Genomic DNA, 20756 nt, shown 5'->3' on the forward strand with positions numbered 1-20756 from the left:
AGCGACGGGCAGGAACTCTCAAGGGAACCCCGCCGGAGCGGCGCCGCAGACCCAGGCGTCGGTTCAGCTGGTGGTGTCCTGCATCGGGCCCGCAGCCAGCGTGGTCCCGCTGTGGGTCGGGTCGCCGTCGAAGTGCTCGTGGGAGACATCGACCACCGGGTACTGGCTCAGGTCGATGCCCGCCGGCACGGTGAAGGTGCTGGTCTCCCCGGTGGCGGCGCCGAGCGAGATCAGCTGGGTGCCGGCCTCGTCGCGCAGCCACACCTCGAAGTAGCCGTCCTCTGGATCCGGGGCCGCGGTGATCTCCACGGTGAGTTCCAGTGCGCCCTCGCCGGTCTCGACCATCTCGGCGCGCCCGCTGAAGTCTGCGGCGGCCACCGGCTCCAGGGTGGCGTCACCGAGCACGGTGGGCCCGGCGATCGGAGACTCCGCCGAGGGGGACTCGCTCGTCGGAGATTCAGCGACGGGGGGCTCTGACTCCGGGCCCTCGCCCGAGCTGGAGAGCGCGGCGGCCACTGCGGCGCCGCCGAGCAGCGCACCGACGGCGGCTGCCGCCAGCGGCACCCAGAGCCTCCTGCGGGTCTGCCCCGGTCTCGGCTCGCGGCGAGGAAGCCTGGTCACCGACGCCATCCGGTGATCCTCGCCGGAGGCCTGGGGAGCATCGGGGGCATCGGGGGCATCCGGAGCATCCGGAGCATCCGGAGCATCTGTGGCGGCAGAGCGCTCGGAGGCCCCGGGGACCTCGGAGGGGAGCCCGATCTCGGCAGCGATCCGGTCCCAGAGCCCGGCCGGCGGCTCCTGGAGCACTGCGGGATCCCGCAGTGCCAGCAGCGCGCGTTCGGTGACTTCGTAGGCGGCACGGCAGGTGTCACACAGCTGCAGATGCCGACGCTGTGCGAGGTGCTCTGGATCGGTGAGGCGCCGGGAGTCGGTGAGAGGTTGGGAGTCGGTGAGGCGCTCAGGATGCGATTCCTGCGCACCTTCAGGGCTCGGGTCGGGGCTCGGGTCGTCGCTCGCAGCCGGGCTCTGGCCGAAGCCTGTGCCGGAGCGTGTGCCGAACCTTGTCTCGGAGCCTGGATCAGAGCTCCGGTCGGGGGCCGGGAGCGCACCGGGAGCACCTGAGTAGGCGTCCGCGAGCCGCGGGTCTGCCAGGATCGCCAGATTCGCGTCCGTGAGGTGCCCGTTGACCTGGGAGTCCTCCCGCGGCGGGAGCGGCTCAGTCATGGTGCACCTCCAGACTTTCTCTCATTCGGGCCAAGCCCCGGTGGACATGGGATTTCACGGTGCCCAGCGGCATCTCCAGGCGTTCAGCGATGGTCTTCAGGGGAAGATCCTCCGTATAGGCCAGGCGCAGTATCTCATCCTGCGGCGGACCCAGCTGCACCAGGCTCTGCTGGACCACCACCCGGTCGACCACGGAGTCCGCCGGCGGCGAGGATCCGTTGCGTGCCTGTGCCTCGGCCCCGGCCTCTGCGAGCTGATGGTCTCGCTCTCGACGGGCGAAGACGTCGGCGATCACCCGCCGGGTGATCCCGGTGAACCAGGCTCCGGTGGGTTGGGAGACGTCATAGGTGTCCCGCGAGCGCCAGGCGCGGGTGAAGACCTGCTGGGTGGCATCCTCAGCGTCTTGCCGATGACGCAGCGCGGCCATGCACAGGGAGAACACGAAGCTCGCATGCTGGTGATAGAGGTCCTGCATCGCCGCAGGGTCCCCGGCCGCGAAGCGCATCGCAAGAGGCTGCTGATCCAGAGCGTCTCCTCGGTCGCAGGGCACGGGCACGGCAGGCGCAGCAGGAGGCGTCGCCTGCTCAGTCAAGAGGTTCGGCGACCACGATGATGTTGTCCGCATAGCTGCCGCGCTCGTCGATCCACTGACCCCCACAGGTGATCAGCACCAGTCGGTGCTCGCCGGTCCGCTCGAAGTACGGAGCGAAGTCCAGACCGTCCTTGCCGAGCTGCTCCACCTGTGTGACTTCATAGTGATGCGCCGTCCCAGCTTCGTCAAGGACGGTGATCTCCTCTCCCTCCTGCGCGTCCTGCAGGGCATAGAGCGGACCGACCGGGGTCTCCTCCGAACCGGCGTGCGCTGAGATGACGGTGGTGCCGACATCATCAGCCGGTGCGTTGCCGTATTGGTACCAGGCAGCCTGCGCGGCGTCGTCGGGGATGTCCATCTGACCATCACTGGCGACGCCGCGAGGCTGGACCGGAAGATCTGCATCGATCTCCGGGTAGAGCACCTGGACCGGTTCCGGGGTGGGCTCCTGTTGCCCCTGATCGGCAGGTTGAACCGGGACGGACCCGGGGTCGAAGGAGGGTGGAGCGGCCTCCGGAGATCCAGGGGCCTCCGGCGAAGGGGAAGACGCCGGAGCCTCCTGAGGCTCTCCGGAGGCCGAGACCGTCGCCGCCTGGTCCTGGGTGCCCTCCGTGGCTCCCACGGCGCACCCTGCCGCACCGAGGGAGACAGCGAGCACGAGGGCCAGGCCTGCGGTGTGGCCCGCAGGCGCGCGGCGACGGTGGTCCTTCATCTCAGACGCGACTCTTCGCGCGCACACCCATGGTCACGGCGCCGACGCCGATCAGGGCGAGTACACCGATGCCGGCGACCCAGCCTGCGGTGGACTGGCCAGCAGCGACCTCGAAGTCGCCGGTGGGCACGCCGTCCGGCGCCGAGTGTGTGGCATCCACGGTCTGGGTCGCCAGTGCGAGGTTTCCGTCCTCCGCGGAGCCCCAGGCGTAGACGATCGTGTTGACGCCTTCGGCGACCTCGACGTCGGCGGGACCGATGACCGGGTCAGACTCCCCGGTCAGGGACACGGCGGCTTCCAAGGTTCCGGCGGCCAGGTCAAGCGACGCCTCATCCGGGTTGGCCAGGGCCTCGACCGCGACCTCGCCGTTGGCCCAGATGTCGACCTCGGGAGCCGCTGCCACGTGGCGCACCGTCAGGCGGCCCTCTCCGGCTGCCAGCTCCGAGGTGTCATTGCCGAAGGCGGTCACCGTCGGATTGCCCTCGGCATCCAGATGGGCGGCCGCGGTGTAGTTCCCGCCACCCTCCAGGCTCACGTCCACCGGGCCGAGCACCGGCTCCGAGGCGTCCGCGGCATCGGCTGCGGTGATGGCGATCTCGTAGTCGCCGCCGGGCAGCTCTAACGGGCCGGCAAGGTCACCGGGGTTGAAGTCATCCAGGGTGAGCTCACCGTTGACGTAGACGTCCACGGGAAGATCCGGCACGGCATGCAGCACAGAGAGCTGAGCGGAGCCTGCGGCCTCATCGGCGGCATAGGCAGGGGCTGCGCTGGCCGCGATGGCTAGTCCTACGACAGCGGTGGTTGCGAGTGGAAGAGACTTACGCATGGCGATGTCCTTTCAGGGTGCCTGGCGGCAGTGATGGTGATCACTTTTTGTGCTCACACCAGGACTACCGCGCCGAGGGTGGAAAGGTTGCACCTGGTGGTGAAGTATTTCTCCGCAGTGGCCGCGTCGAGTCCTGAGAGTCCCTCGCTCGGGAAGCCAGTAACGTACGTGCTGTGATCAAAGCTGGCACCACCTCCGCGCATTCCCGACGCATCTCCGGGGTCGACGCCGCCCGTGGCCTCGCTCTTCTGGGCATGATGACCGTCCACGTGCTGCCCACCATCTCCGACTCCGGTCAGGATGCCAGCTGGGCCGGCCTGCTGTTCACCGGGCGCCCCTCGGCGCTGTTCGCGATGCTCGCCGGAGTCGGCCTCGCGCTGCTCACCGGCGGCGCCGGCCGGGGCCATTCCGGGGCGCAGCTGGCCGGTTACCGCAAAGCCATCGCGGTGCGTGCCCTGCTGGTGGTGGTGATCGGACTGCTGGTGGCGGCGCTGAACTCCGGGGTGGCCATCATCCTGGTGCACTACGGCCTGCTCTTCCTGCTGGCGCTGCCGTTCCTGCGACTGGGTGCGGTGCCGCTGTTCACGCTGGCCGGAGCCTGGGTGGCGGCGGCGCCGGTGGCGTACTGGTGGCTGCACAATGATCTGCGCAGCTCCTGGGAGGGGTTCCCCGACATGTGGCGGCTGTGGCACTCCCCCGGTGTCGCTGACCTTGCGAACCCCACCCTGCTGGGCATGGACCTGGCGCTGACCGGGTACTACCCGCTGCTGCTCTGGCCGGCATACCTCCTCACCGGAATGGCCATCGGGCGTCTGCAGCTGCAGCGCACCTCCACCGCGCTGCGACTTGCCGGCACGGGACTTGGGCTGGCTGCGGCGAGCTATGCGGTGCACCTGTGGATGCTCTTCCAGTCCACGCTGGTCCCAGAGCTGGCTGCCCGTTACGGCTGGTCCAACGCGGAGATCCGCGCCGAGCTGATGGTGGGGACCTTCCAGATCCCGCTGGTCACCGAGGACCTGTGGTTCCTGCTGGCCACCCCGCACCAGGGCTCCACCATGGACCTGATCCACACCATCGGCACCTCGATGCTGGTGCTGGGGCTGTGTCTGCTGGTCGCGGAGCGGCTGCGCTGGCTGCTGGCGCCGCTGATCGGGGCCGGGGCCATGCCGCTGACCCTCTACGTGGCGCACCTGGTGGTGATTCACTTCTGGCGCGGCGCCCCGGTGCCGGACTTCCTGACCTTCCTCACCGAGTACTCCCCGATGCAGATGCTCACGCTGATGATCATCGGCGCGCTCGGTGCCGGGCTGCTGCGGTTCATCCTGCGCCGCCGCGGTCCACTGGAAGCGCTGACTCACGCCGCGGGCAACGCCGCCGCCGGCCGCTAGACCCCGACCCACCTCGCGCCTCCCCCTCCCCCTTGGGCGTTTTACCTGGCCTTGCGTGCTTGACCGGCGCCACGGGCGGGCCGGTAGCTCACGGACGGCCCGGTAAAACGCGGGGGTGGGCCGGCTCAGGCCAGGCGACGGGCGCCCGCGGAGGGGTGCGCCAGGAAGCCGGTGGGCTCGGTGAAGCCGCGCGCTCGGGCGTTCTCCTGAACCGCAGCGAGCAGCCCGTCATAGGAGTCCGTGTGGATCAGTGCGATCACGCAGCCCCCGAAGCCGCCGCCGACCTGCCTGGCTCCCAGGGCCGGCTGCACCGATTCGGAAGTCGGCGCCGCGAGCAGGGCTTCGACCATGGTGTCGGTCTCTGCCACGGTGATCTCGAAGTCATCGCGCTGGGAGATGTGCGAGGCGGTGAGGATCTCTCCGAGCTGGGCGTAGGACCCGGTGCGCAGCGCCTCCCGGGCGGCGAGGACCCGCACGTTCTCGGTGAGCACGTGCCGGACCCGCCGCAGGATCACCTCATCGGAGAGCCGAGCGTGAAGATCCGCGGGGGCGACGCCGTCGTCGTTGAGTTCGCGCAGGCTCTGCACCCCGAGCAGCCGGGCGCCGGACTCACACTGGGCGCGGCGGGCGGCGTACTCCCCATCCACCAGGCGGTGCTCGGCGAGAGAATCCAGGACCAGCAGCGCGAGGTCGTCTTGGGCGAGGGTGAAGGGGACCTGTTCGGTGCCCATGCTTCGGGTGTCCAGGAGCAGCGCGTGCTCGGCCTGCGTGGCGACCGAGGCCATCTGGTCCATGATCCCGCAGGGCATGCCCACGAAGTCGTTCTCCGCGTGCTGCGCGAGCCGAGCCAGCTCCGCAACGGGCAGCTCGACGCCGGCCAGGTCGGTCGCGGCGAGGGCCACCGAGCATTCCAGGGCGGCCGAGGAGGAGAGTCCTGCCCCGATGGGCACCGAGGAGTCGATGAGCAGGTCCAGGCCCGGGAGCCGGTGCCCGGCCTGCTCCAGCGACCAGAGCATCCCGGCGGGGTAGGCGGCCCAGCCCTCGACGACGCCGGGGGCCAGGCCGTCCAGGCTGAACTGCGCGGTCTCACCGTTGAGCAGCGAGCGCACATGGACCATCCGGTCCTCACGGACTGCGCCCGCCACCTCGCTGACCTGGGGCAGCGCGAAGGGCAGCACGAAGCCACCGTTGTAGTCGGTGTGCTCGCCGATCAGGTTGACCCGGCCCGGGGCGGCCCAGATCCCGGCGCAGTCACGGCCGAACGCGCTGTGGAAGCTCTCGGCGAGCGCGGGCCGAGCGGCGCTCACCCGCGGCCTCCCGGTGTCGGGGCTGCGGGGGCCTTCGTCCCAGGCGTCGCGGCTGCAGGGCTCTGGCTGGCACGGCTCGCGGTCTTGAACTCATGCCCCAGGGCGGCCCAGGCGTCGGCGACCATCTCGGGCACCTCGCGGGTGGGGCGCCAGCCCAGTCGCTCCTGCGCGCGGGCGCCAGAGGCGACCAGCACCGCAGGGTCCCCGGCGCGGCGCGGCTCCTCCACGGCTGGGACCTCCGCCCCGGTGACCTCACGGACCGCGTCGATCACCTGTCGCACCGAAGTGCCGGTGCCGGTGCCGAGGTTGTAGATCTCGTGGCTGGCGGGCTCGGCGGCCTGCAGCGCCCGCAGGTGCGCCTCGGCCAGGTCGAGCACGTGGATATAGTCCCGCACGGCGGTGCCGTCTGCAGTGGGATAGTCCGTGCCGAAGATGCTGGCGGACTCCTTCTCCCCCGCGGCGACCTTGAGCAGGTTCGGGATCAGGTGGGTCTCGGGGTCGTGGCGTTCGCGCAGCTCCCCGGAGGCGCCGGCCACGTTGAAATAGCGCAGGCTGATCGCCGCCAGCCCATGGGCGTGGGCCTCGGCGGTGAGCATATGGTCGATGGCCAGCTTCGAGGCACCATAGGGGTTGGTGGGCATGGTCGGATCGGTCTCGGCGATGCTGGACCCGGCGGGCTCGCCGTAGACCGCGGCCGTGGAGGAGAACACCAGCCGGCGCACCCCGGCTTCGCGCATCGCGTCGAGCAGGGCGAGGGTGGCGACGATGTTGCCGTGCCAGTACCGCTCCGGGTGGCTCACCGACTCCCCCACCAGAGAGCGTGCGGCGAGGTGAACCACGGCGTCGAAGCTGGAGTCCAGGATCTCACCGACCTTCAGCAGCTCGGTCTGATGCCAGAGAGCGCCCTGGAGCACCGAGTCCGCGTGGCCGGTGCTCAGATTGTCCAGGACCTCCACGGTGTGACCTTCGGCGAGCAGCTGCTGCACCACCACCGATCCGATATACCCGGCACCGCCGGTGACCAGCAGCTTCATGGTGTCTCCTCTTTGTGGGTGGGTTCTGCGGGTGAGTCCGTCGGCGCCGAGTCTGTCGGCGGTGAGTCCGTCGGCGTCGAGTCGGCCGGCACTGGGTCTGCCGGCACTGAGTCTGCCGCGCCGGATTGCGCCGCCTCCGATTCTGCCGTCTGCGGCCCGATCGCCACCAGTCGCCGTGCCGTCTCCTCCGGGGCGATGTCGTTGATGAACACGCCCATGCCGGATTCCGAACCGGCCAGGTACTTCAGCTTGTTCTCCGCGCGGCGGATGGAGAACAGCTGCAGGTGCAGCCGCATCAGTCCGGGCCCCGCCGAGGCCGGAGCCTGCTGCCAGCCGGAGATATAGGGCAGGGGCGAGTCGAAGAGCAGGTCCCCGCGGCGCAGCAGGTCCAGGTACAGCGCGGCGAAGTCGTCGCGTTCGGCGTCAGTGAGCTCGGGCAGCCGCTCCACAGCACGGTGCGGGTAGATGTGCAGCTCTACCGGCCAGCGCGCCCAGGCGGGGATGAACGCGGTCCAGTGTTCGGTGCGCGCAAGGATCCGCCGCCCATCGGAGACCTCGCTGGCCAGGATGTCGGCGAAGAGGTCGGCGTCGCGGCGGGCCCGGTAGTCTGCGGCGGAGTCCAGCAGAGTCCGGGTGCGCGGGGTGATGAAGGGGTAGCCGTAGATCTGCCCGTGCGGGTGGTTCAGCGTCACCCCGATCTCCTCGCCCCGGTTCTCGAAGCAGTAGACCTGCTCGACGCCGGGCTCGGCGAGCATCGCGGCGGTCCGGTCCGCCCAGGCATCGACCACGGTGCGCATCCGCCGGACGCTGACCGCTCCGAGCTGGGAGGTGTGCTGATCGGTGAAGCACACCACCTCGCAGCGCCCGGATCCGGGCTGGCGCAGCCCGGCAGACTCCTGCGCCGCCGTCGTCGTGCTCAGCAGGTCCTCCGGGACCGGGGTGTCGCCGCGGAAGGAGGGGAACCTGTTCTCGAAGACGACCACGTCGTACTGGGCCTGTGGGACCTCGGTGGCGCGTTCCGGCGTGGAGGGGCAGAGCGGGCACTGATCGGTGGCGGGCAGGTGGGTGCGGTGCTGCCGAGCCGCGGCGATGGCGACCCACTCGCGCAGCAGCGGGTCATAGCGCATCTCGTTGCCGCCCACCGGTCGGGAGATCTCACGCCGGTCCTGGACGGTGCGACGGCGGGGCTCGTCGTCGAAGAAGATGATCTCGCGGCCGTCGGCGAGCTGCGCGCGGGTGCGCTGCGCCGCCGGCCGGGCGGCCGCGTCGGCGGCGGACCGGGGCGCGGACCGGGCACCGGACGCAGGCTCTGCGGCGGGGCCCTCCGGCTCGGAGGAAGCGGTGGTCATCGGGGGCTCCTGGTCTGAGTGGGATCGGCGAGGATGAGGGCGTCGAGTCGCTCACGCAGCGCTGCTGCGGCGGTGTCGGGTAACCCGGTGTCGGTGATCAGCAGCTGGACCTGCTCGAGCATGGCGAAGCTGCCCAGGGCGGTGGTGTCCCATTTGCTGTGGTCGGCCAGCACGACGGCGCGCGGCGCGGTGCCCAGCCAGGTGCGGTTGGTCTCAGCCTCCTCCAGGTTCGGGGTGGTGAACCCGGCGTCCGGGGCGACCCCGTGGGCTCCGAGGAAGATCAGATCCAGGTGCAGCGAGCGCAGTGCCTGATTCGCGATCGGGCCGACCAGCGCGTCTGATGGGGTGCGCACTCCCCCGGTGAGGATCACCGTCTGCCCCGCAGCGGCGGTGTCTCCAGGGGCGGCATCCCGGGTCGCTTCGGCGCCGTGGTGAAAGATCTCCGCGATCCGCGGGGAGTTGGTGACCACGGTGAGCCCGGCGACGTGGACCAGCCGATGCGCCAGGGCCCAGGTGGTGGTGCCTGCGGAGAGTCCCACGGACATCCCCGGTTGCACCAGCATCGCTGCCTCTGCGGCGATGGCCTGCTTCTCGGCCTGCTGCCGTGCGGACTTTGCGGTGAATCCGGGCTCTTCGGTGCGCCGCGCAGGTGCCTCGGGGGCGGCTGATGTCACGGCCCCGCCGTGGACCTTGGTAATGAGCCCCTGCGCGGCGAGGTGATCCAGGTCCCGGCGGATGGTCATGTCCGAGACCTCGAACTGCGCGGCCAGCTCGGTCACGTTCACGGCTCCGGCGGCGGCAAGCCGGGAGACGATCTCGGCGCGGCGTTGCGCTGCCAACATGACCTCTCCCCTCACTCAGACCTCCGACTCATCACATTCAAACATGGATCAACACTTTCGAACACCCTTCCCTTGCGTTTTACCGGGCCTTCCTAGCGCTACTGGGCTGACCGTAGCCCCGGTAGCGCTCGCACGCGAAGGTAGAACGCCGGAGAAGCTGGGGCGGGCGATAGGCTGGGGCCATGAGCAATGCAGAGATTCGAGTCGCCGTCCTCGGTGCGAGTGGCCGCATGGGCAGCGAGGCCGTGAAGGCCATCCAGGACGCCCCGGATATGGAGCTGGTCGCCGCGCAGGGCCGCGGGGACGAGCTCAGCGAGATCCTCTCCGCCGGCGCCACCCACGTGGTTGATCTGACCGTGCCGGAGTCCACCGAGGCGAATGTCCGCTTCGCGGTGGAGCACGGGCTCCACGCCGTCGTCGGCACCACGGGGTGGGACACCGAGAGGCTGCAGGCGCTGGAGCGGCTGCTCAACGAGCATGGTTCCGTCGGGGTGTTGATCGCCCCGAACTTCGCGCTGGGCTCGGTGCTGGCCACCGCCTTCGGCGCCAAGGCGGCACAGTACTTCGACTCTGCCGAGATCATCGAGCTGCACCACCCCAAGAAGGTCGATGCCCCCTCGGGCACTGCGGTGCGCACCGCGGAGCTGATGGGACAGGCCCGGGATGCCGCCGACGTCGGCCCCTCCCCCGATGCCACCGAGACAGCACTGGACGGTGCCCGCGGCGCAGAGGTCGCCGGGATCCATGTGCATTCGGTGCGGCTGCGCGGGCTCGTGGCGCACCAGGAGGTCCTCCTGGGCTCCACCGGTGAGCAGCTGAGCATCCGTCACGATTCCTTCGACCGGGTCTCCTTCATGCCCGGTGTGCTGCTGGGGCTGCGCACAGTGGGCTCGCGCCCCGGCCTGACCCACGGACTCGACGGCTACCTGGATCTGGGGCTGTAGTCGGCGTGAAGACCAAATTCTGGACCGGACTGGTCATCGTCCTGCTCGCCATCATGTTGGTCGGCGCCGGGGCCTCCGCCTGGCGCTTCCTGCGCGTGGATGACCTCTACGCGCAGCTGATCGGTGGCGGCGCGATGCTCCTGGTCATCCTCGGAGTCTGGGTGCTGGGCCGCGAGCTGTTCTTCGGCATCGGGGTGGAACGGCTGGGACGGACTCTGGAGGCCGAGGGCGGCCTGCCCGCGGACACCGTGGAGCGCTCTGCCGGCGGCCGGGCGAATCGCGCCCAGGCCGACGAGCAGTTCAAGCTTTACGCCGCCGAGGCCGAGGCCGCCCCCGAGGACTGGCGCTCCTGGTTCCGGCTCTCCATCGCCTATGACATCGCCGGGGACCGCACGCGTGCCCGGAAGAACATGCGCAAAGCGATCGCCATGGAGAAGTCAGTCCGCACGGGCCGCTGAGCCGGGGGGCTCTAGAGCCCGACCCATTCCTTGCTGCCGTCGGCGAAGAACTGTTCTTTCCAGATCGGCACCTGCTCCTTGGTCTGCTCCACCAGTTCGGCGCAGGCCTGGAAGGCCTCGGCGCGGTGGGCCGAGGCCACGGCGGCCACCAGCGCGTGGTCCCCGATGGCCAGGTCTCCGACCCGGTGCGCCACCCAGACCCGCACGGTGGGGAACCGCGCGGCGACGTCGACGGCCACCTGCGCGATCGCCTCTGCGGCCGAGGGGTGCGCGGTGTAGCTCAGCCGCTGCACGGACTGGCCCTGATCATGGTTGCGCACGATCCCGGAGAAGCCGACGACGGCGCCGGCCCGTTCTGCCCAGACCTCCGCCTCGGCACGAGCTGGCGTCAGCGGTTCCTCGCTGAGCTCAGCCAGGATCACACGCTCCTGAGGGAATTCGAAGGGCTCCTCGGCCGCGAAGCCTGCCTGATTGAGCTCCTGAGGGTTCTCGGCGCTCACTCCTCGCCGCCCCAGGCCTCGTGGTCACGGATGTCCGCGACCTGGTCGCACAGGTGCGGCAGCAGCTCGATGAGCACCTCCATGCCCTCCCGGACCGCCTTCGGCGATCCCGGCAGGTTCACGATGACGGTCTTTCCGGTGACCCCAGCGACTCCCCGGCTGAGCGAGGCCAGCGGGTTCTTGGTCCGCCCATGGGCGCGCACCGCCTCCATGATCCCGGGGATCTCCTTGTCCAGGATCGGCCGGGTGAACTCCGGTGTCATGTCATCCGGGGTGAGCCCGGTGCCGCCGGAGGTGATGATCACTGCGGGTTCGATCTGGACCAGCAGCTCTGAGAGCGCGGCGAGGACTCCTTCGCCGTCGGGGATCAGCACCGGTGGGCGGGCGAAGAAGCCGATCTGCTTCGCGAATTCTGCGATCACCGGCGCTGAGCGGTCCTCGGTGACCCCGGTGGCGGCCCGGGTCGAGACGATCACCGGGGCGATCATCCGGGCGGTCTCGGCGTCGGAGTAATCGGTCTCACCGAGGTCAGGCACCGGCGTCTCGGCCTGGGCACCAGCGGCCTCGCCGGATTCGGGCGCACCCCCGGAAAGCGGGGTGTTCTCATCGGGTGCGGCGTGCTGGATGTCGGTCATGAAGTCTCCGTCTGTGTCCTGGCCCATTCTCCGCTGGCGCCGCCGGTCTTGAACAGGACCATCTGGTCGGTGATCACGGCGCCCTTGTCCACGGCTTTGATCATGTCGTAGAGAGTCAACGCCGCGACGGTGGCCGCCGTCAATGCTTCGATCTCCACGCCGGTGCGCGAGGTGGTCTTCACCTCGGTGGTGATCAGCACCGAGCCCGGTGCCGGTGCGTCGACGTCGAGGTCCACGGTGACCTTCGCGACCGGCAGCGGGTGGCACAGCGGGATCAGCTCCGGGGTCTTCTTGGCGGCCATGATCCCGGCGATCCGCGCCGTGGCCAGGGCGTCGCCCTTGGGCAGTCCGTCGCTGGCCAGCAGCGCAGTGACCTCGGGGGTGGTCTTGACCACCGCCTGAGAACGGGCCACCCGCTGGGTGACCTCCTTGCCGGAGACGTCGACCATGTGTGCGCTGCCGTCGCCGCGGACATGGGTCAGGCGCTGTTCGCTCATCGGGTGCCCACCCCGCGTCCGGTGATCAGCACGGCCTCGCGCTCGGAGCCAGCCGGCACCTCGACGTCGTCCTCGCCCAGTTCCAGCAGCGCGTCGGCTCGGGCCAGGTGACCCAGCAGGTGGGAGCCGGGACCGCCCTCGAGCTGCACGCTGGGCACCGCGCCAGCCTCGGCGGTGGCGTCATCGAGGATCCGCACCCGGCGGAACTGGCGGGTGCCCTGCGGGGAGCTGATGTCCTCGACGGTGCGCACGGTGACCCGGCGCTGCGGCTCACAGTTGGGATCGACGGCCGCCAGTGCCGGCCGGACCAGGGTCTCCATGCTCACCGCAGAGGACACCGGATTCCCGGGCAGCGAGATCACGGCGATCGGCGCGCGCGGGTCCTCCTGCTGGGAACGCCAGTGCAGCAGTCCGCGGCCCTCCAGGTCACCTTCCAACAGTCCCCAGCCCTGCGGTCCGCCGGGCTGCTGGGCGACGGTGCCGAAGGAGATGCCGCGCCGACCGAGTCCCTGCCGGACCACCTCATAGGCGCCCTTGCTGATCCCACCGGCGGTGATGATCAGGTGCGGGTGGTGCACGGCGACCAGCGCGTCGAGTGCATCGAGGAACCAGGCCGGATCATCGGTGCCGATCCGGGAGGTCTCGACCTGGTGTCCGAAGGTCTCCAGCACCGCGCCGAGCAGCGGGGTGTCGGCGTCGTAGAGCTGTCCCGGGCGCAGCTCGGAGCCCGGTCGGCGAATCTCGTCTCCGGTGGAGACCACCAGGGCTCGGATCCGCTCGAGGACGCTGACCTCGGAATAGCCGCAGGCGGCCAGCACGGCGAGCTGGGCGGGGCTGATCACGTCTCCGGGCTCGGCCAGGATCGTCCCGGCGTCGATGTCGGAGCCGACCTTCCGGATATAGCGGCCACGAGTGAGGTCGGCCGCGGCGAGCCCGCGGAAGTGGACCTCCTTGGCGCCGAACCCCTCGGTGAACTCCACCGGGATGACCAGATCAGCACCGGCGGGAATCGGGGCTCCGGTCATCACCTCGAACGCGGCACCAAGCGGCAGCAGCGCGGGCTCGTTGCCGGCCGCGGTGGTCCCGGCCACCGGCAGGGTGGCCTCGCCCTCATGCACGGCAAGGTCAGCAGCGCGCAGCGCGAAGCCGTCCATCTGGGAGTTGTCGAACCCTGGCAGGGGGACCTCGGAGACCAGCCGTTCCGCGACGATCCGTCCGGCGACCCCACCGGAGGAGATCTCGAGGGTCTCCGTTGCGCGCGCCCCCAGGGCGGCTCCGAGCACCTCTTTCAAACGGCTGATGTGCTCTTCCACGGGTGCCCGCACAGTGCTTTCTGACATGGGACCAGTCTACGCAGAGGCACTGACATCTCCTGGTCGCAGCAGGCGGGGCTACGATGGCAGGATGCAGCAGCTTCCAGCTGACCACGCCCCGGCTCCGGGCACCGCAACCCCGGGCGCCCCAACTCCGGGCACCGCAACTCCGGGCACACCAACTGCGGGCGCCGCGAGCGCGGCCGCGCCCCGCCCGGTCCAGCTGGGCATGCCCTCGCTGCCCTCAGCGCAGCCGGCCGCGCGGTCCAGCGTGCCGGGCGGGCCTGATACCCACGGTGCAGATCCGGCCCGCGGGCTGATGGACTCCTTCGGGCGTCGAGCCACCGACCTGCGGATCTCGCTGATCGATAAGTGCAATCTGCGCTGCACCTACTGCATGCCCGCCGAGGGTCTGCCCTGGCTGAGCAAGGACCAGCTGCTCTCCGCCGAGGAGATCCGCCGCCTGGTGCACATCGGAGTCAACACCCTCGGTGTGCGCGAGCTGCGCCTCACCGGCGGCGAGCCCCTGGTCCGAGCAGATCTGGTGGAGATCATCGCGGCCCTGCGCGCGGACCACCCGGACCTGCCGATCGCGATGACCACCAACGCCATCGGCCTCGAGCGCAAGGCCGCCGCCCTGGCCGAGGCCGGGCTGACCCGGGTGAACATCTCCTTAGACTCCGTGCACCGCGAGACCTTCGCCCAGTTGACCCGCCGCGACTCCCTGGAGAAGGTGCTGACCGGGGTGGAGGCTGCCGCCGCCGCAGGGTTGACGCCGCTGAAGATCAACGCGGTGCTGATGCGCGGGATCAACGACGTCCACGCCGCGGATCTTCTCGACTGGTCCCTCCAGCGCGGCTTCGAGCTGCGCTTCATCGAGCAGATGCCCCTGGACGGGGATCAGCAGTGGAACAGCGCCGGCACCGTCTCCGCCGCCGAGACCCGAGCGCTGCTCTCCGAACGCTTCGTGCTCTCCCCGACCCAGGAGAACCGCGACGGCGCCCCGGCGGAGCGCTTCGACGTCTACCCGCTGGGCACCAGCCCAGACTCGATCCGGATTGGAGAGCAGGGCCCGCCGCTGGGCCGGGTCGGGGTGATCGCCTCGGTGACGGAGCCGTTCTGCGCGGACTGCCGACGCACCCGGCTCACCGCAGAGGGCCGGGTCATGAGCTGCCTGTTCTCCAACGAGGAGTTCGACCTGATGCACCTGCTGCGCGCCCCCGGCACCACCGACGACGAGATCGCTCAGGCCTGGGCAGAGGCGATGTGGCTCAAGCCCGCCGCGCACGGCACCGACCGGCCCGGATTCGACCTGGCCAGCTTCCACCGCCCAGACCGCTCCATGTCCGCCATCGGAGGCTGATCCAGATGACCGAGACCTCCCCGTCCCCGAGCCACGCACCGATCCCTGCAGACAGTCCCGCAGGGAGCCCGGCAACCAGTCCCGCGGCGAGCCCCACCTCGATCTCCGTGCGGTTCTTCGCCGCCGCTGCCGAGGCAGCCGGGGCAGAGCAGCTCCAGCTTGAAGTCCCCGCGCAAGGCGTCGGCGTCGTCGACCTGCTGACGGACCTGCCGCGGCTGGTCCGGCAGCAGCGCCCGCTCCCCCAGCACCCAGCGCACGACGACGCGGCCTCGCCCAGCCTGGAGCGGGTGTGTGCACGCAGCTCGTTCCTGGTCAACGGGGTGCGCGCCCGTCCCGAGACCACCCGGGTGCATCCTGGGGATCAGCTGGACGTGCTTCCGCCCTTCGCCGGCGGATAGGCAGCCGGTCCCGGGCGTGAGGCGCTGACAGGTTCTCGGCCTGGCTAGTAGATTTCAGCCCATGATCAGGACGCCGATGGAGACGGTGCTGGCTCAGTTCGCGGCCTACCGCGTCGGAGACCGGCGAGCCGCGCGGATCCTGCTGCACGATGACATGACGTTCACCTCGCCGCAGGATGACCACATCGACAAGACGACCTTCTTGGAGACCTGTTTCCCGACCGCTGAGCGTTTCCTGAACCAGGAGATCACCGCCGCGGTGGAGTTCGAACCCGGCACCATCATGTTGCGCTACACCGCACAGCTGCGCGGCGAGAAGCCGTTCAGCAATGTGGAGATCATGAAGGTACGCAATGGAGAGATCATCGAGATCGAGGTCTACTTCGGCGGGGTGCAGGCGGCAGAACCTGCCTACCGTCCCGCCCAGAAGATCTAGCAGCGCGCCGCGGGGGCCGGCTTCCACAGATCGTGTGGAGGTCAGGGAGCCAATTCCACCTCGGTCAGCGGCTGGACCTCACGTTCGCCCAGCGGCTCCTCCAGCTCCAGGAGCAGGGACACCAGGCGGGCCTCTTGGGTGCAGGCGGAGTTCACCGCATCGGATCGCGTGCCGGAGACCGTGGCGACGCGGACCTCCATCGCGTCCTCCTGCACCACGGCACGCACCCCGTAGCAGGCGGGATTGCCGGTGTAGAAGGCCACCTGCAGCTGGGTCGGGGCGGGAGAGGTGTAGTCCACCCAGCTGGAGAGATGCTCGGACACCAGGTTCCGGGTGGGCTGCACCAGAGCGGCGTTCATCCCGCCGTCGGGGTCATCGTTCCCGCCGCCGTCGGACCAATCCTCCCAACCGTCGGCCCGGTCTGGGGAGGTCGCCGCCGGAGCGCTGGTGGGCTCATCCCCCGGGCTGCCGCCTCCCAGGGAGTCGGGTCCCCGGCGCAGGAGCTCAGGACGACCAGACCGAGCAGGATGATCGCGGCGCGAACCTGCCCTCGACGGCGAGCACCACGGAGCGGGTGACTCCGCCTGCGTTCCTGGCTGCCACTCATGATGCTCCCCTGTCACACCGTGGATGTCACGGCCCAGTCTAGGCGGGCCCGACCACGGTGACGGCTCGCGGTGAGCTGGCCAGCCGGGCGGCGACCTTGCGCACATCCTCGGCGGTGATGGCCTCGATCTGTTCCAGCGTGTCGGAGATGTCCACGAACTCCCCGCGGACCAGCTCCGCGCGTCCCAGCCGGGACATCCGCGAGGAGGTCTCCTCCATGCCCAGCACGGTGCCTCCGCGCAGCTGGCCCTTCGCGCGGGTCAGTTCTTCGGCGCTGACATGGTCGGTGGCGATGCGGTCGAGCTCTGCGGCCATGACCTCGGTGACCTTCTCGACCTTGTTCGGCAGGCATCCGGCGTAGAGGCCGAAGTAGCCGGCGTCGGTCATCGCCGAGGAGAAGGAGTAGGTGGAGTACGCCAGGCCGCGGCGCTCGCGGACCTCCTGGAAGAGCCGGGAGGACATGCCCCCGCCGAGCACCGCGTGCATCACCGAGAGCGCGAAGCGGTCCTCGTCGGAGGCGGCCATGCCGCGGCCGCCCAGGATCACCTGGGACTGCTCCACGGGTTTGATGATGGTCTCGGTCCCGGCACGGACCGGGATCTCGGTCTCCTGACCGACCCGTCGCTCCGCAGGTGAACCGGGCACCGTCATGTCCCAGGAGGATTTCTGAAGCGCCTCGGCGATCAGGGAGACCACGTGGTCGTGGTCGAGCCCGCCGGCGGCGGTGATGACCAGCTCATCGGGCCGGTACCAGCGCTGGTAGTGGTTGAAGACGTCCTCGCGGCTGGCCGCGTTGATCTCCTCGGGGGTGCCGCCGATGGGCCGGCCCAGCGGGTGCCCGTCGAGGACCTGGGCGCCGAAGCGTTCGTGGACCACGTCTTCGGGGTCGTCTTCGGCCATGGCGAGCTCTTCGAGGATCACCCCGCGCTCGATCTCCATCTCTTCCGGGTCCAGCAGCGCGGAGGTGACGATGTCGGTGAGCACCTCCACCGCCATGGGCAGGTCGGTGTCGAGCACCCGGGCGTAGTAGCAGGTGTGCTCCTTGCCGGTCAGCGCGTTGGACTCACCGCCCACACTGTCGAAGGCGGAGGCGATCTCCAGCGCGGACCGGGTCTTGGTGCCTTTGAACAGCAGGTGCTCCAGGAAGTGCGTGGAGCCGTGCTGGTGGGCGGCCTCATCGCGGGAACCCACCCCGATCCAGAACCCCAGGGTCACCGAGCGCTGGCCCGGCATCTCCTCGGTGAGCACCCGCACCCCGGCGGGCAGCACGGAGCGGCGGACGGTGGAGCCGGCGTCGTTGTTCAGGACGCCTTCGGTGTGGGGATCAATGGTGACGCGCATAGACCCCCAGGCTACCTGGGCAGTTGAGTAATCCGGCACTTACGTATCCGCCGGATAACTCAACTGCCCAGGAGGGATGGCGGGAGAACGACGACGGCGCGGGCTCGGCTCCCAGCGCGCGGCGACCGCCCGGTCTCCGACTCCGCCCCGGCCCGGCCCGGCCGGACAGGCCAACCAAAGCCAGGCCAAGCCAGGCCAGGCCACGCCGAGCCAAGCCGAGCCGAGCCAAGCTTCAGCGGACCACCGAGCTAAGCAGCAGGCTGGTCTCGCTGTTGACCACACCTTTGATCCCCCGGACCCGGCGCAGCACCTCGTCGAAGTCGCGCAGGTTCTCACAGGAGATCTCGGCGACCAGGTCCCATCCGCCGTTGGTGGTGTGCAGCGCCATGATCTCGGGGAAGCCGCGCAGCTCGGCGATCACGTGATCGGTGGTGCGCCCGACGACCTCGATGAAGGAGACGGCACGGACCTCCCCGGTCTCGTTGTGGTCGTGGACCCGCACGCTGAACCCCACTATGACCCCTTGGGCCTTGAGCTTCTCGATCCGGCTGGTGACCGTGGCGCGGGCGACCCCGAGCTGTTCTGCGAGCGCTGCCACCGGGGCGCGGCCGTCCTTGCGCAGCGCGGAGATCAGGCGACGGTCGAGGTCGGTAAGACGAGGCATGTGCATCATGCTAACTCCACCTTGCCAGACTGCCACCTGAGTGCCCCGAAATTCAGCAGAATAGCTCTTACATGTACACATCGAGATCTCTAGGCTGAGCGGCATCAACCTGACACGTTTCCCGCACCACCTTTGAAGGAGTTCCTCATGACGCAGTTCGTCGACGTCGGCAACATGGCCCGCTGGATCCAGCGTGAGGGCGTGGAGCCCCTGATGACCGGGATGATCGCCTACCTGGAGGACGACTTCCGCCGCTGGGAGAGCTTCGACAAGATCCCGCGCATCGCCAGCCACACGCCCTTCGGCGTGATCGAGCTGATGCCGACCTCCGATCTGGAGACCTACGCGTTCAAGTACGTCAACGGGCACCCGCTGAACCCCTCCCGCGGGTTCCAGACCGTCACCGCGTTCGGAATGCTCGCCGATGTCGACAACGGCTACCCGACGTTCCTGGCTGAGATGACCCTGCTCACCGCGCTGCGCACCGCCGCGACCTCGGCGATGACCGCGAAGGCGCTCGCCCGTCCGGACTCGCAGCGGATGGCCCTGATCGGTGCGGGGTCCCAGGCGGAGTTCCAGGCGCTGGCGATCCGTTCCGCGCTGGGCATCGAGGACCTGCAGGTCTTCGACGTGGATCCGGCGGCGATGGAGAAGCTGCGCCGGAACCTGGAGCCGCTGGGCTTCCGGGTGACCCTGGCCTCCTCCACCGATGAGGCAGTGGCCGGGGCGGACATCATCACCACCTGCACTGCGGACAAGGCGCAGAACACGATTCTGAGCTCCGCGCAGATCACCCCCGGTGTGCACATCAACGCCTTGGGCGGGGACTGCCCGGGCAAGACCGAGCTCGACGCTGAGATCCTGCGCCGCGGCCGGGTCTTCGTGGAGTACCCGGAGCAGACCCGGATCGAGGGTGAGATCCAGCAGATGGATCCCGACTTCCCCGTCGTCGAGTTCTGGAAGGTGCTCACCGGTGCAGAGTCCGGTCGGCGGTCCGCCGAGGAGATCACGATCTTCGACTCGGTGGGCTTCGCGATCGCCGATCTTTCCGCGCTGCGCTTCGTCCGGGACGCCACCGCAGGCACCGACCTGCAGACCTCGCTGGACCTGGTGGCCGACCCCGAGGACCCGAAGGATCTGTTCTCCCTGGTCAGCTCGATGAAGCCGGTGGGGTGATCCTCGATGACTGAGGTGCTCACGACACCTGCGAGGCGGTTCTCGCTGGGCAACGACGGCGCGGCGAGGGTCGCGGCTGCGGAGGATCTTGCGTCCCCGGATCAGCTGACCGAGCAGTCGCCCTCCCGGGTGGTGCTGGTGCGACCGCACCAGTTCACCCCGAACCCCGAGACCGCGGCGGACAACAGCTTCCAGCAGCGGATCCTTGATGTGCTCCTGCCCTCGGCGGCTCGCGAGTCCGCCCGCCAGATCGCCGCGGCCGCCTACGCCGAGGTCACCAGGCTGGGCCGGACCCTGGATGGCCTGGGCATCGGAGTCGATATCTTCGATGATCCCTCCGCGGAGACCCCTGACAGCGTGTTTCCGAACAACTGGTTCAGCACGCACCCTGACGGCACGGTCACGCTGTACCCGATGTACGCGAAGAACCGTCGTGCCGAGCGGCGCGAGGATATTCTGGCGCACCTGCAGGAGACCTGCCGGGTCCGCCGCGTGGTGGACTACTCCTCCGCGGAGCGTTTCGGGGAGTACCTGGAGGGGACCGGGTCGATGGTCCTGGACCACCGCGCCCGGCTGGCCTATGCCTGCCGCTCGCGTCGCCTCTCTCCGGCGCTGTTCACGGAGTTCTGCGCCGACTTCGGCTACACCCCGGTGCTCTTCGACGCCACCGACGGCGACGGTGTGCCGGTCTATCACACCAACGTGATGATGTCCGTGGGCACCGACGTCGCGCTGATCAGCTCCGAGATGATCCGTGACCGCTCCCAGCGCGAGCACGTGCTCGGCGTGCTGCGCGGATCGGGAAGGACCGTGGTGGAGCTCAGCGAATCCCAGGTGGGACGCTTCGCCGGCAACTGCCTGGAGCTGGCGGGGAGCTCAGGGCGCTGCCTGGTGCTCTCCACCACGGCGGAAGCGAGCCTGACCGATGCCCAGCGCGACGCCATCTCCGCGCACTGCACCCTTGTGCCCGTGGATGTCTCCACGCTGGAGGCCGCTGGCGGCTCGGTGCGCTGCATGATCGCCGGGAACCACCTCCCCCTCCGCTAACCCCTTCCTGGGCAGTTGAGTTCTCCGGTGCCGACGTTTCGGCCGGAGAACTCAGCTGACTGGGATGGGCGTCTGGGAACGGACGACGACGGCGCCAGTCTCTT

At 69.6% G+C, this 20756-nt stretch carries 23 protein-coding genes; 8 read left to right on the forward strand and 15 right to left on the reverse strand.

Going from position 1 to position 20756, the window contains the following annotated elements; genetic code table 11:
• Positions 1–63: 63 nt before the first annotated feature.
• From HNR24_RS05770 to HNR24_RS05785, 4 genes are all read right to left on the reverse strand, one after another.
• On the reverse strand, positions 64–1224 hold the full coding sequence (locus HNR24_RS05770) for an anti-sigma factor domain-containing protein (protein WP_182495267.1): 1161 nt from the start codon (positions 1222–1224) through the stop codon (positions 64–66).
• Complete coding sequence (locus tag HNR24_RS05775) at positions 1217–1729, reverse strand: RNA polymerase sigma factor (RefSeq protein ID WP_259392415.1); 513 nt, start codon at positions 1727–1729, stop codon at positions 1217–1219. The genes HNR24_RS05770 and HNR24_RS05775 overlap by 8 nt, the downstream gene beginning before the upstream one ends.
• A 79-nt stretch (positions 1730–1808) precedes the next feature.
• On the reverse strand, positions 1809–2528 hold the full coding sequence (locus HNR24_RS05780; protein ID WP_182495268.1) for a class F sortase: 720 nt from the start codon (positions 2526–2528) through the stop codon (positions 1809–1811).
• Between the two features lies 1 nt (position 2529).
• Positions 2530–3354, reverse strand: a complete 825-nt coding sequence (locus HNR24_RS05785) for a DUF4397 domain-containing protein (RefSeq protein WP_182495269.1) — start codon at positions 3352–3354, stop codon at positions 2530–2532.
• Positions 3355–3527: 173 nt separating this feature from the next.
• Here HNR24_RS05785 and HNR24_RS05790 point away from each other — a divergent pair, with 173 nt between their 5' ends.
• The gene (locus HNR24_RS05790) at positions 3528–4742 is read left to right on the forward strand and encodes a heparan-alpha-glucosaminide N-acetyltransferase domain-containing protein (RefSeq protein WP_182495270.1); all 1215 of its coding nucleotides are present in this window, start codon (positions 3528–3530) and stop codon (positions 4740–4742) included.
• A 125-nt stretch (positions 4743–4867) separates the two neighbouring features.
• Here the strand turns inward: HNR24_RS05790 and galK are convergent, their stop codons facing one another.
• Genes galK through HNR24_RS05810 form a run of 4 tightly spaced genes read right to left on the reverse strand, consistent with a single transcriptional unit; the run spans position 4868 to position 9274 of the window.
• Positions 4868–6049, reverse strand: coding sequence for a galactokinase (gene galK, locus HNR24_RS05795; RefSeq protein ID WP_058888591.1), 1182 nt, complete (start codon positions 6047–6049; stop codon positions 4868–4870).
• Complete coding sequence (gene galE / locus HNR24_RS05800) at positions 6046–7083, reverse strand: UDP-glucose 4-epimerase GalE (protein ID WP_182495271.1); 1038 nt, start codon at positions 7081–7083, stop codon at positions 6046–6048. Before galE ends, galK begins: the two co-directional genes overlap by 4 nt.
• The gene (gene galT / locus HNR24_RS05805; protein ID WP_182495272.1) at positions 7080–8432 is read right to left on the reverse strand and encodes a galactose-1-phosphate uridylyltransferase; all 1353 of its coding nucleotides are present in this window, start codon (positions 8430–8432) and stop codon (positions 7080–7082) included. The genes galE and galT overlap by 4 nt, the downstream gene beginning before the upstream one ends.
• Positions 8429–9274, reverse strand: a complete 846-nt coding sequence (locus HNR24_RS05810; protein WP_182495273.1) for a DeoR/GlpR family DNA-binding transcription regulator — start codon at positions 9272–9274, stop codon at positions 8429–8431. The genes galT and HNR24_RS05810 overlap by 4 nt, the downstream gene beginning before the upstream one ends.
• A gap of 182 nt (positions 9275–9456) precedes the next feature.
• On the opposite strand from HNR24_RS05810, the gene dapB reads away from it, so the two are divergent.
• On the forward strand, positions 9457–10218 hold the full coding sequence (gene dapB / locus HNR24_RS05815) for a 4-hydroxy-tetrahydrodipicolinate reductase (protein WP_182495274.1): 762 nt from the start codon (positions 9457–9459) through the stop codon (positions 10216–10218).
• A gap of 5 nt (positions 10219–10223) precedes the next feature.
• Positions 10224–10676 carry a hypothetical protein gene (locus tag HNR24_RS05820; protein WP_182495275.1) on the forward strand — a complete coding sequence of 151 codons (453 nt, stop codon included), beginning with the start codon at positions 10224–10226 and terminating at the stop codon, positions 10674–10676.
• 11 nt (positions 10677–10687) lie between these two features.
• Here HNR24_RS05820 and HNR24_RS05825 read toward each other — a convergent pair whose 3' ends face one another.
• The 4 genes from HNR24_RS05825 to HNR24_RS05840 are packed head-to-tail and all read right to left on the reverse strand — an operon-like array spanning position 10688 to position 13648.
• Entirely contained in the window at positions 10688–11176 is a 489-nt protein-coding gene (locus tag HNR24_RS05825; protein WP_375139264.1) for a molybdenum cofactor biosynthesis protein MoaE, read from the reverse strand.
• Positions 11173–11811, reverse strand: a complete 639-nt coding sequence (locus HNR24_RS05830) for a MogA/MoaB family molybdenum cofactor biosynthesis protein (protein WP_083504812.1) — start codon at positions 11809–11811, stop codon at positions 11173–11175. The genes HNR24_RS05825 and HNR24_RS05830 overlap by 4 nt, the downstream gene beginning before the upstream one ends.
• A complete protein-coding gene (gene moaC / locus HNR24_RS05835) occupies positions 11808–12308 on the reverse strand; it encodes a cyclic pyranopterin monophosphate synthase MoaC (RefSeq protein ID WP_058888587.1) in 501 nt (166 codons plus the stop codon). Before moaC ends, HNR24_RS05830 begins: the two co-directional genes overlap by 4 nt.
• Positions 12305–13648, reverse strand: coding sequence for a molybdopterin molybdotransferase MoeA (locus HNR24_RS05840; protein ID WP_182495276.1), 1344 nt, complete (start codon positions 13646–13648; stop codon positions 12305–12307). The genes moaC and HNR24_RS05840 overlap by 4 nt, the downstream gene beginning before the upstream one ends.
• A 202-nt stretch (positions 13649–13850) precedes the next feature.
• Here HNR24_RS05840 and moaA point away from each other — a divergent pair, with 202 nt between their 5' ends.
• The 3 genes from moaA to HNR24_RS05855 all read left to right on the forward strand — a co-directional run bounded on the left by moaA (position 13851) and on the right by HNR24_RS05855 (position 15818).
• Positions 13851–14984, forward strand: coding sequence for a GTP 3',8-cyclase MoaA (gene moaA / locus HNR24_RS05845; protein WP_182496112.1), 1134 nt, complete (start codon positions 13851–13853; stop codon positions 14982–14984).
• Between the two features lie 5 nt (positions 14985–14989).
• Positions 14990–15382 carry a MoaD/ThiS family protein gene (locus HNR24_RS05850; RefSeq protein WP_220477167.1) on the forward strand — a complete coding sequence of 131 codons (393 nt, stop codon included), beginning with the start codon at positions 14990–14992 and terminating at the stop codon, positions 15380–15382.
• 61 nt (positions 15383–15443) lie between these two features.
• On the forward strand, positions 15444–15818 hold the full coding sequence (locus HNR24_RS05855; protein WP_058888584.1) for a nuclear transport factor 2-like protein: 375 nt from the start codon (positions 15444–15446) through the stop codon (positions 15816–15818).
• A gap of 41 nt (positions 15819–15859) precedes the next feature.
• Here the strand turns inward: HNR24_RS05855 and HNR24_RS05860 are convergent, their stop codons facing one another.
• The 3 genes from HNR24_RS05860 to HNR24_RS05870 all read right to left on the reverse strand — a co-directional run bounded on the left by HNR24_RS05860 (position 15860) and on the right by HNR24_RS05870 (position 18429).
• Positions 15860–16177 (reverse strand): hypothetical protein, encoded by a 318-nt coding sequence (locus HNR24_RS05860; protein ID WP_182495277.1) that lies wholly within the window; start codon positions 16175–16177, stop codon positions 15860–15862.
• Positions 16178–16463: 286 nt separating this feature from the next.
• Positions 16464–17765, reverse strand: coding sequence for a M16 family metallopeptidase (locus HNR24_RS05865; protein ID WP_182495278.1), 1302 nt, complete (start codon positions 17763–17765; stop codon positions 16464–16466).
• Positions 17766–17997: 232 nt separating this feature from the next.
• On the reverse strand, positions 17998–18429 hold the full coding sequence (locus HNR24_RS05870) for an Lrp/AsnC family transcriptional regulator (protein WP_058888868.1): 432 nt from the start codon (positions 18427–18429) through the stop codon (positions 17998–18000).
• A 147-nt stretch (positions 18430–18576) separates the two neighbouring features.
• Between HNR24_RS05870 and ocd the strand changes: the two genes are divergently transcribed.
• Positions 18577–19605, forward strand: coding sequence for an ornithine cyclodeaminase (gene ocd, locus HNR24_RS05875; RefSeq protein WP_182495279.1), 1029 nt, complete (start codon positions 18577–18579; stop codon positions 19603–19605).
• Positions 19606–19611: 6 nt separating this feature from the next.
• Positions 19612–20652: a citrulline utilization hydrolase CtlX gene (ctlX, locus tag HNR24_RS05880; RefSeq protein ID WP_182495280.1), complete on the forward strand. Its 1041-nt coding sequence runs from the start codon at positions 19612–19614 to the stop codon at positions 20650–20652.
• Positions 20653–20756: the final 104 nt, after the last annotated feature.

It is taken from the genome of Nesterenkonia sandarakina, assembly GCF_014138825.1.
Taxonomy (GTDB): Bacteria; Actinomycetota; Actinomycetes; order Actinomycetales; family Micrococcaceae; genus Nesterenkonia; species Nesterenkonia sandarakina.

Bases quoted from the DNA above. Each gene is read 5' to 3' on its own strand.
- HNR24_RS05865 (WP_182495278.1), bottom strand. From the start codon at position 17,765: ATGCGCGTCACCATTGATCCCCACACCGAAGGCGTCCTGAACAACGAC.
- HNR24_RS05775 (WP_259392415.1), bottom strand. From the start codon at position 1,729: ATGCGCTTCGCGGCCGGGGACCCTGCGGCGATGCAGGACCTCTATCAC.
- HNR24_RS05785 (WP_182495269.1), bottom strand. From the start codon at position 3,354: ATGCGTAAGTCTCTTCCACTCGCAACCACCGCTGTCGTAGGACTAGCC.
- HNR24_RS05830 (WP_083504812.1), bottom strand. From the start codon at position 11,811: ATGACCGACATCCAGCACGCCGCACCCGATGAGAACACCCCGCTTTCC.
- HNR24_RS05870 (WP_058888868.1), bottom strand. From the start codon at position 18,429: ATGCCTCGTCTTACCGACCTCGACCGTCGCCTGATCTCCGCGCTGCGC.
- HNR24_RS05850 (WP_220477167.1), top strand. From the start codon at position 14,990: ATGACCGAGACCTCCCCGTCCCCGAGCCACGCACCGATCCCTGCAGAC.
- HNR24_RS05840 (WP_182495276.1), bottom strand. From the start codon at position 13,648: ATGTCAGAAAGCACTGTGCGGGCACCCGTGGAAGAGCACATCAGCCGT.
- moaA (WP_182496112.1), top strand. From the start codon at position 13,851: ATGCCCTCGCTGCCCTCAGCGCAGCCGGCCGCGCGGTCCAGCGTGCCG.
- HNR24_RS05770 (WP_182495267.1), bottom strand. From the start codon at position 1,224: ATGACTGAGCCGCTCCCGCCGCGGGAGGACTCCCAGGTCAACGGGCAC.
- ctlX (WP_182495280.1), top strand. From the start codon at position 19,612: ATGACTGAGGTGCTCACGACACCTGCGAGGCGGTTCTCGCTGGGCAAC.
- moaC (WP_058888587.1), bottom strand. From the start codon at position 12,308: ATGAGCGAACAGCGCCTGACCCATGTCCGCGGCGACGGCAGCGCACAC.
- ocd (WP_182495279.1), top strand. From the start codon at position 18,577: ATGACGCAGTTCGTCGACGTCGGCAACATGGCCCGCTGGATCCAGCGT.
- HNR24_RS05780 (WP_182495268.1), bottom strand. From the start codon at position 2,528: ATGAAGGACCACCGTCGCCGCGCGCCTGCGGGCCACACCGCAGGCCTG.
- dapB (WP_182495274.1), top strand. From the start codon at position 9,457: ATGAGCAATGCAGAGATTCGAGTCGCCGTCCTCGGTGCGAGTGGCCGC.
- HNR24_RS05855 (WP_058888584.1), top strand. From the start codon at position 15,444: ATGATCAGGACGCCGATGGAGACGGTGCTGGCTCAGTTCGCGGCCTAC.
- galE (WP_182495271.1), bottom strand. From the start codon at position 7,083: ATGAAGCTGCTGGTCACCGGCGGTGCCGGGTATATCGGATCGGTGGTG.
- galT (WP_182495272.1), bottom strand. From the start codon at position 8,432: ATGACCACCGCTTCCTCCGAGCCGGAGGGCCCCGCCGCAGAGCCTGCG.
- HNR24_RS05810 (WP_182495273.1), bottom strand. From the start codon at position 9,274: ATGTTGGCAGCGCAACGCCGCGCCGAGATCGTCTCCCGGCTTGCCGCC.
- HNR24_RS05860 (WP_182495277.1), bottom strand. From the start codon at position 16,177: ATGAACGCCGCTCTGGTGCAGCCCACCCGGAACCTGGTGTCCGAGCAT.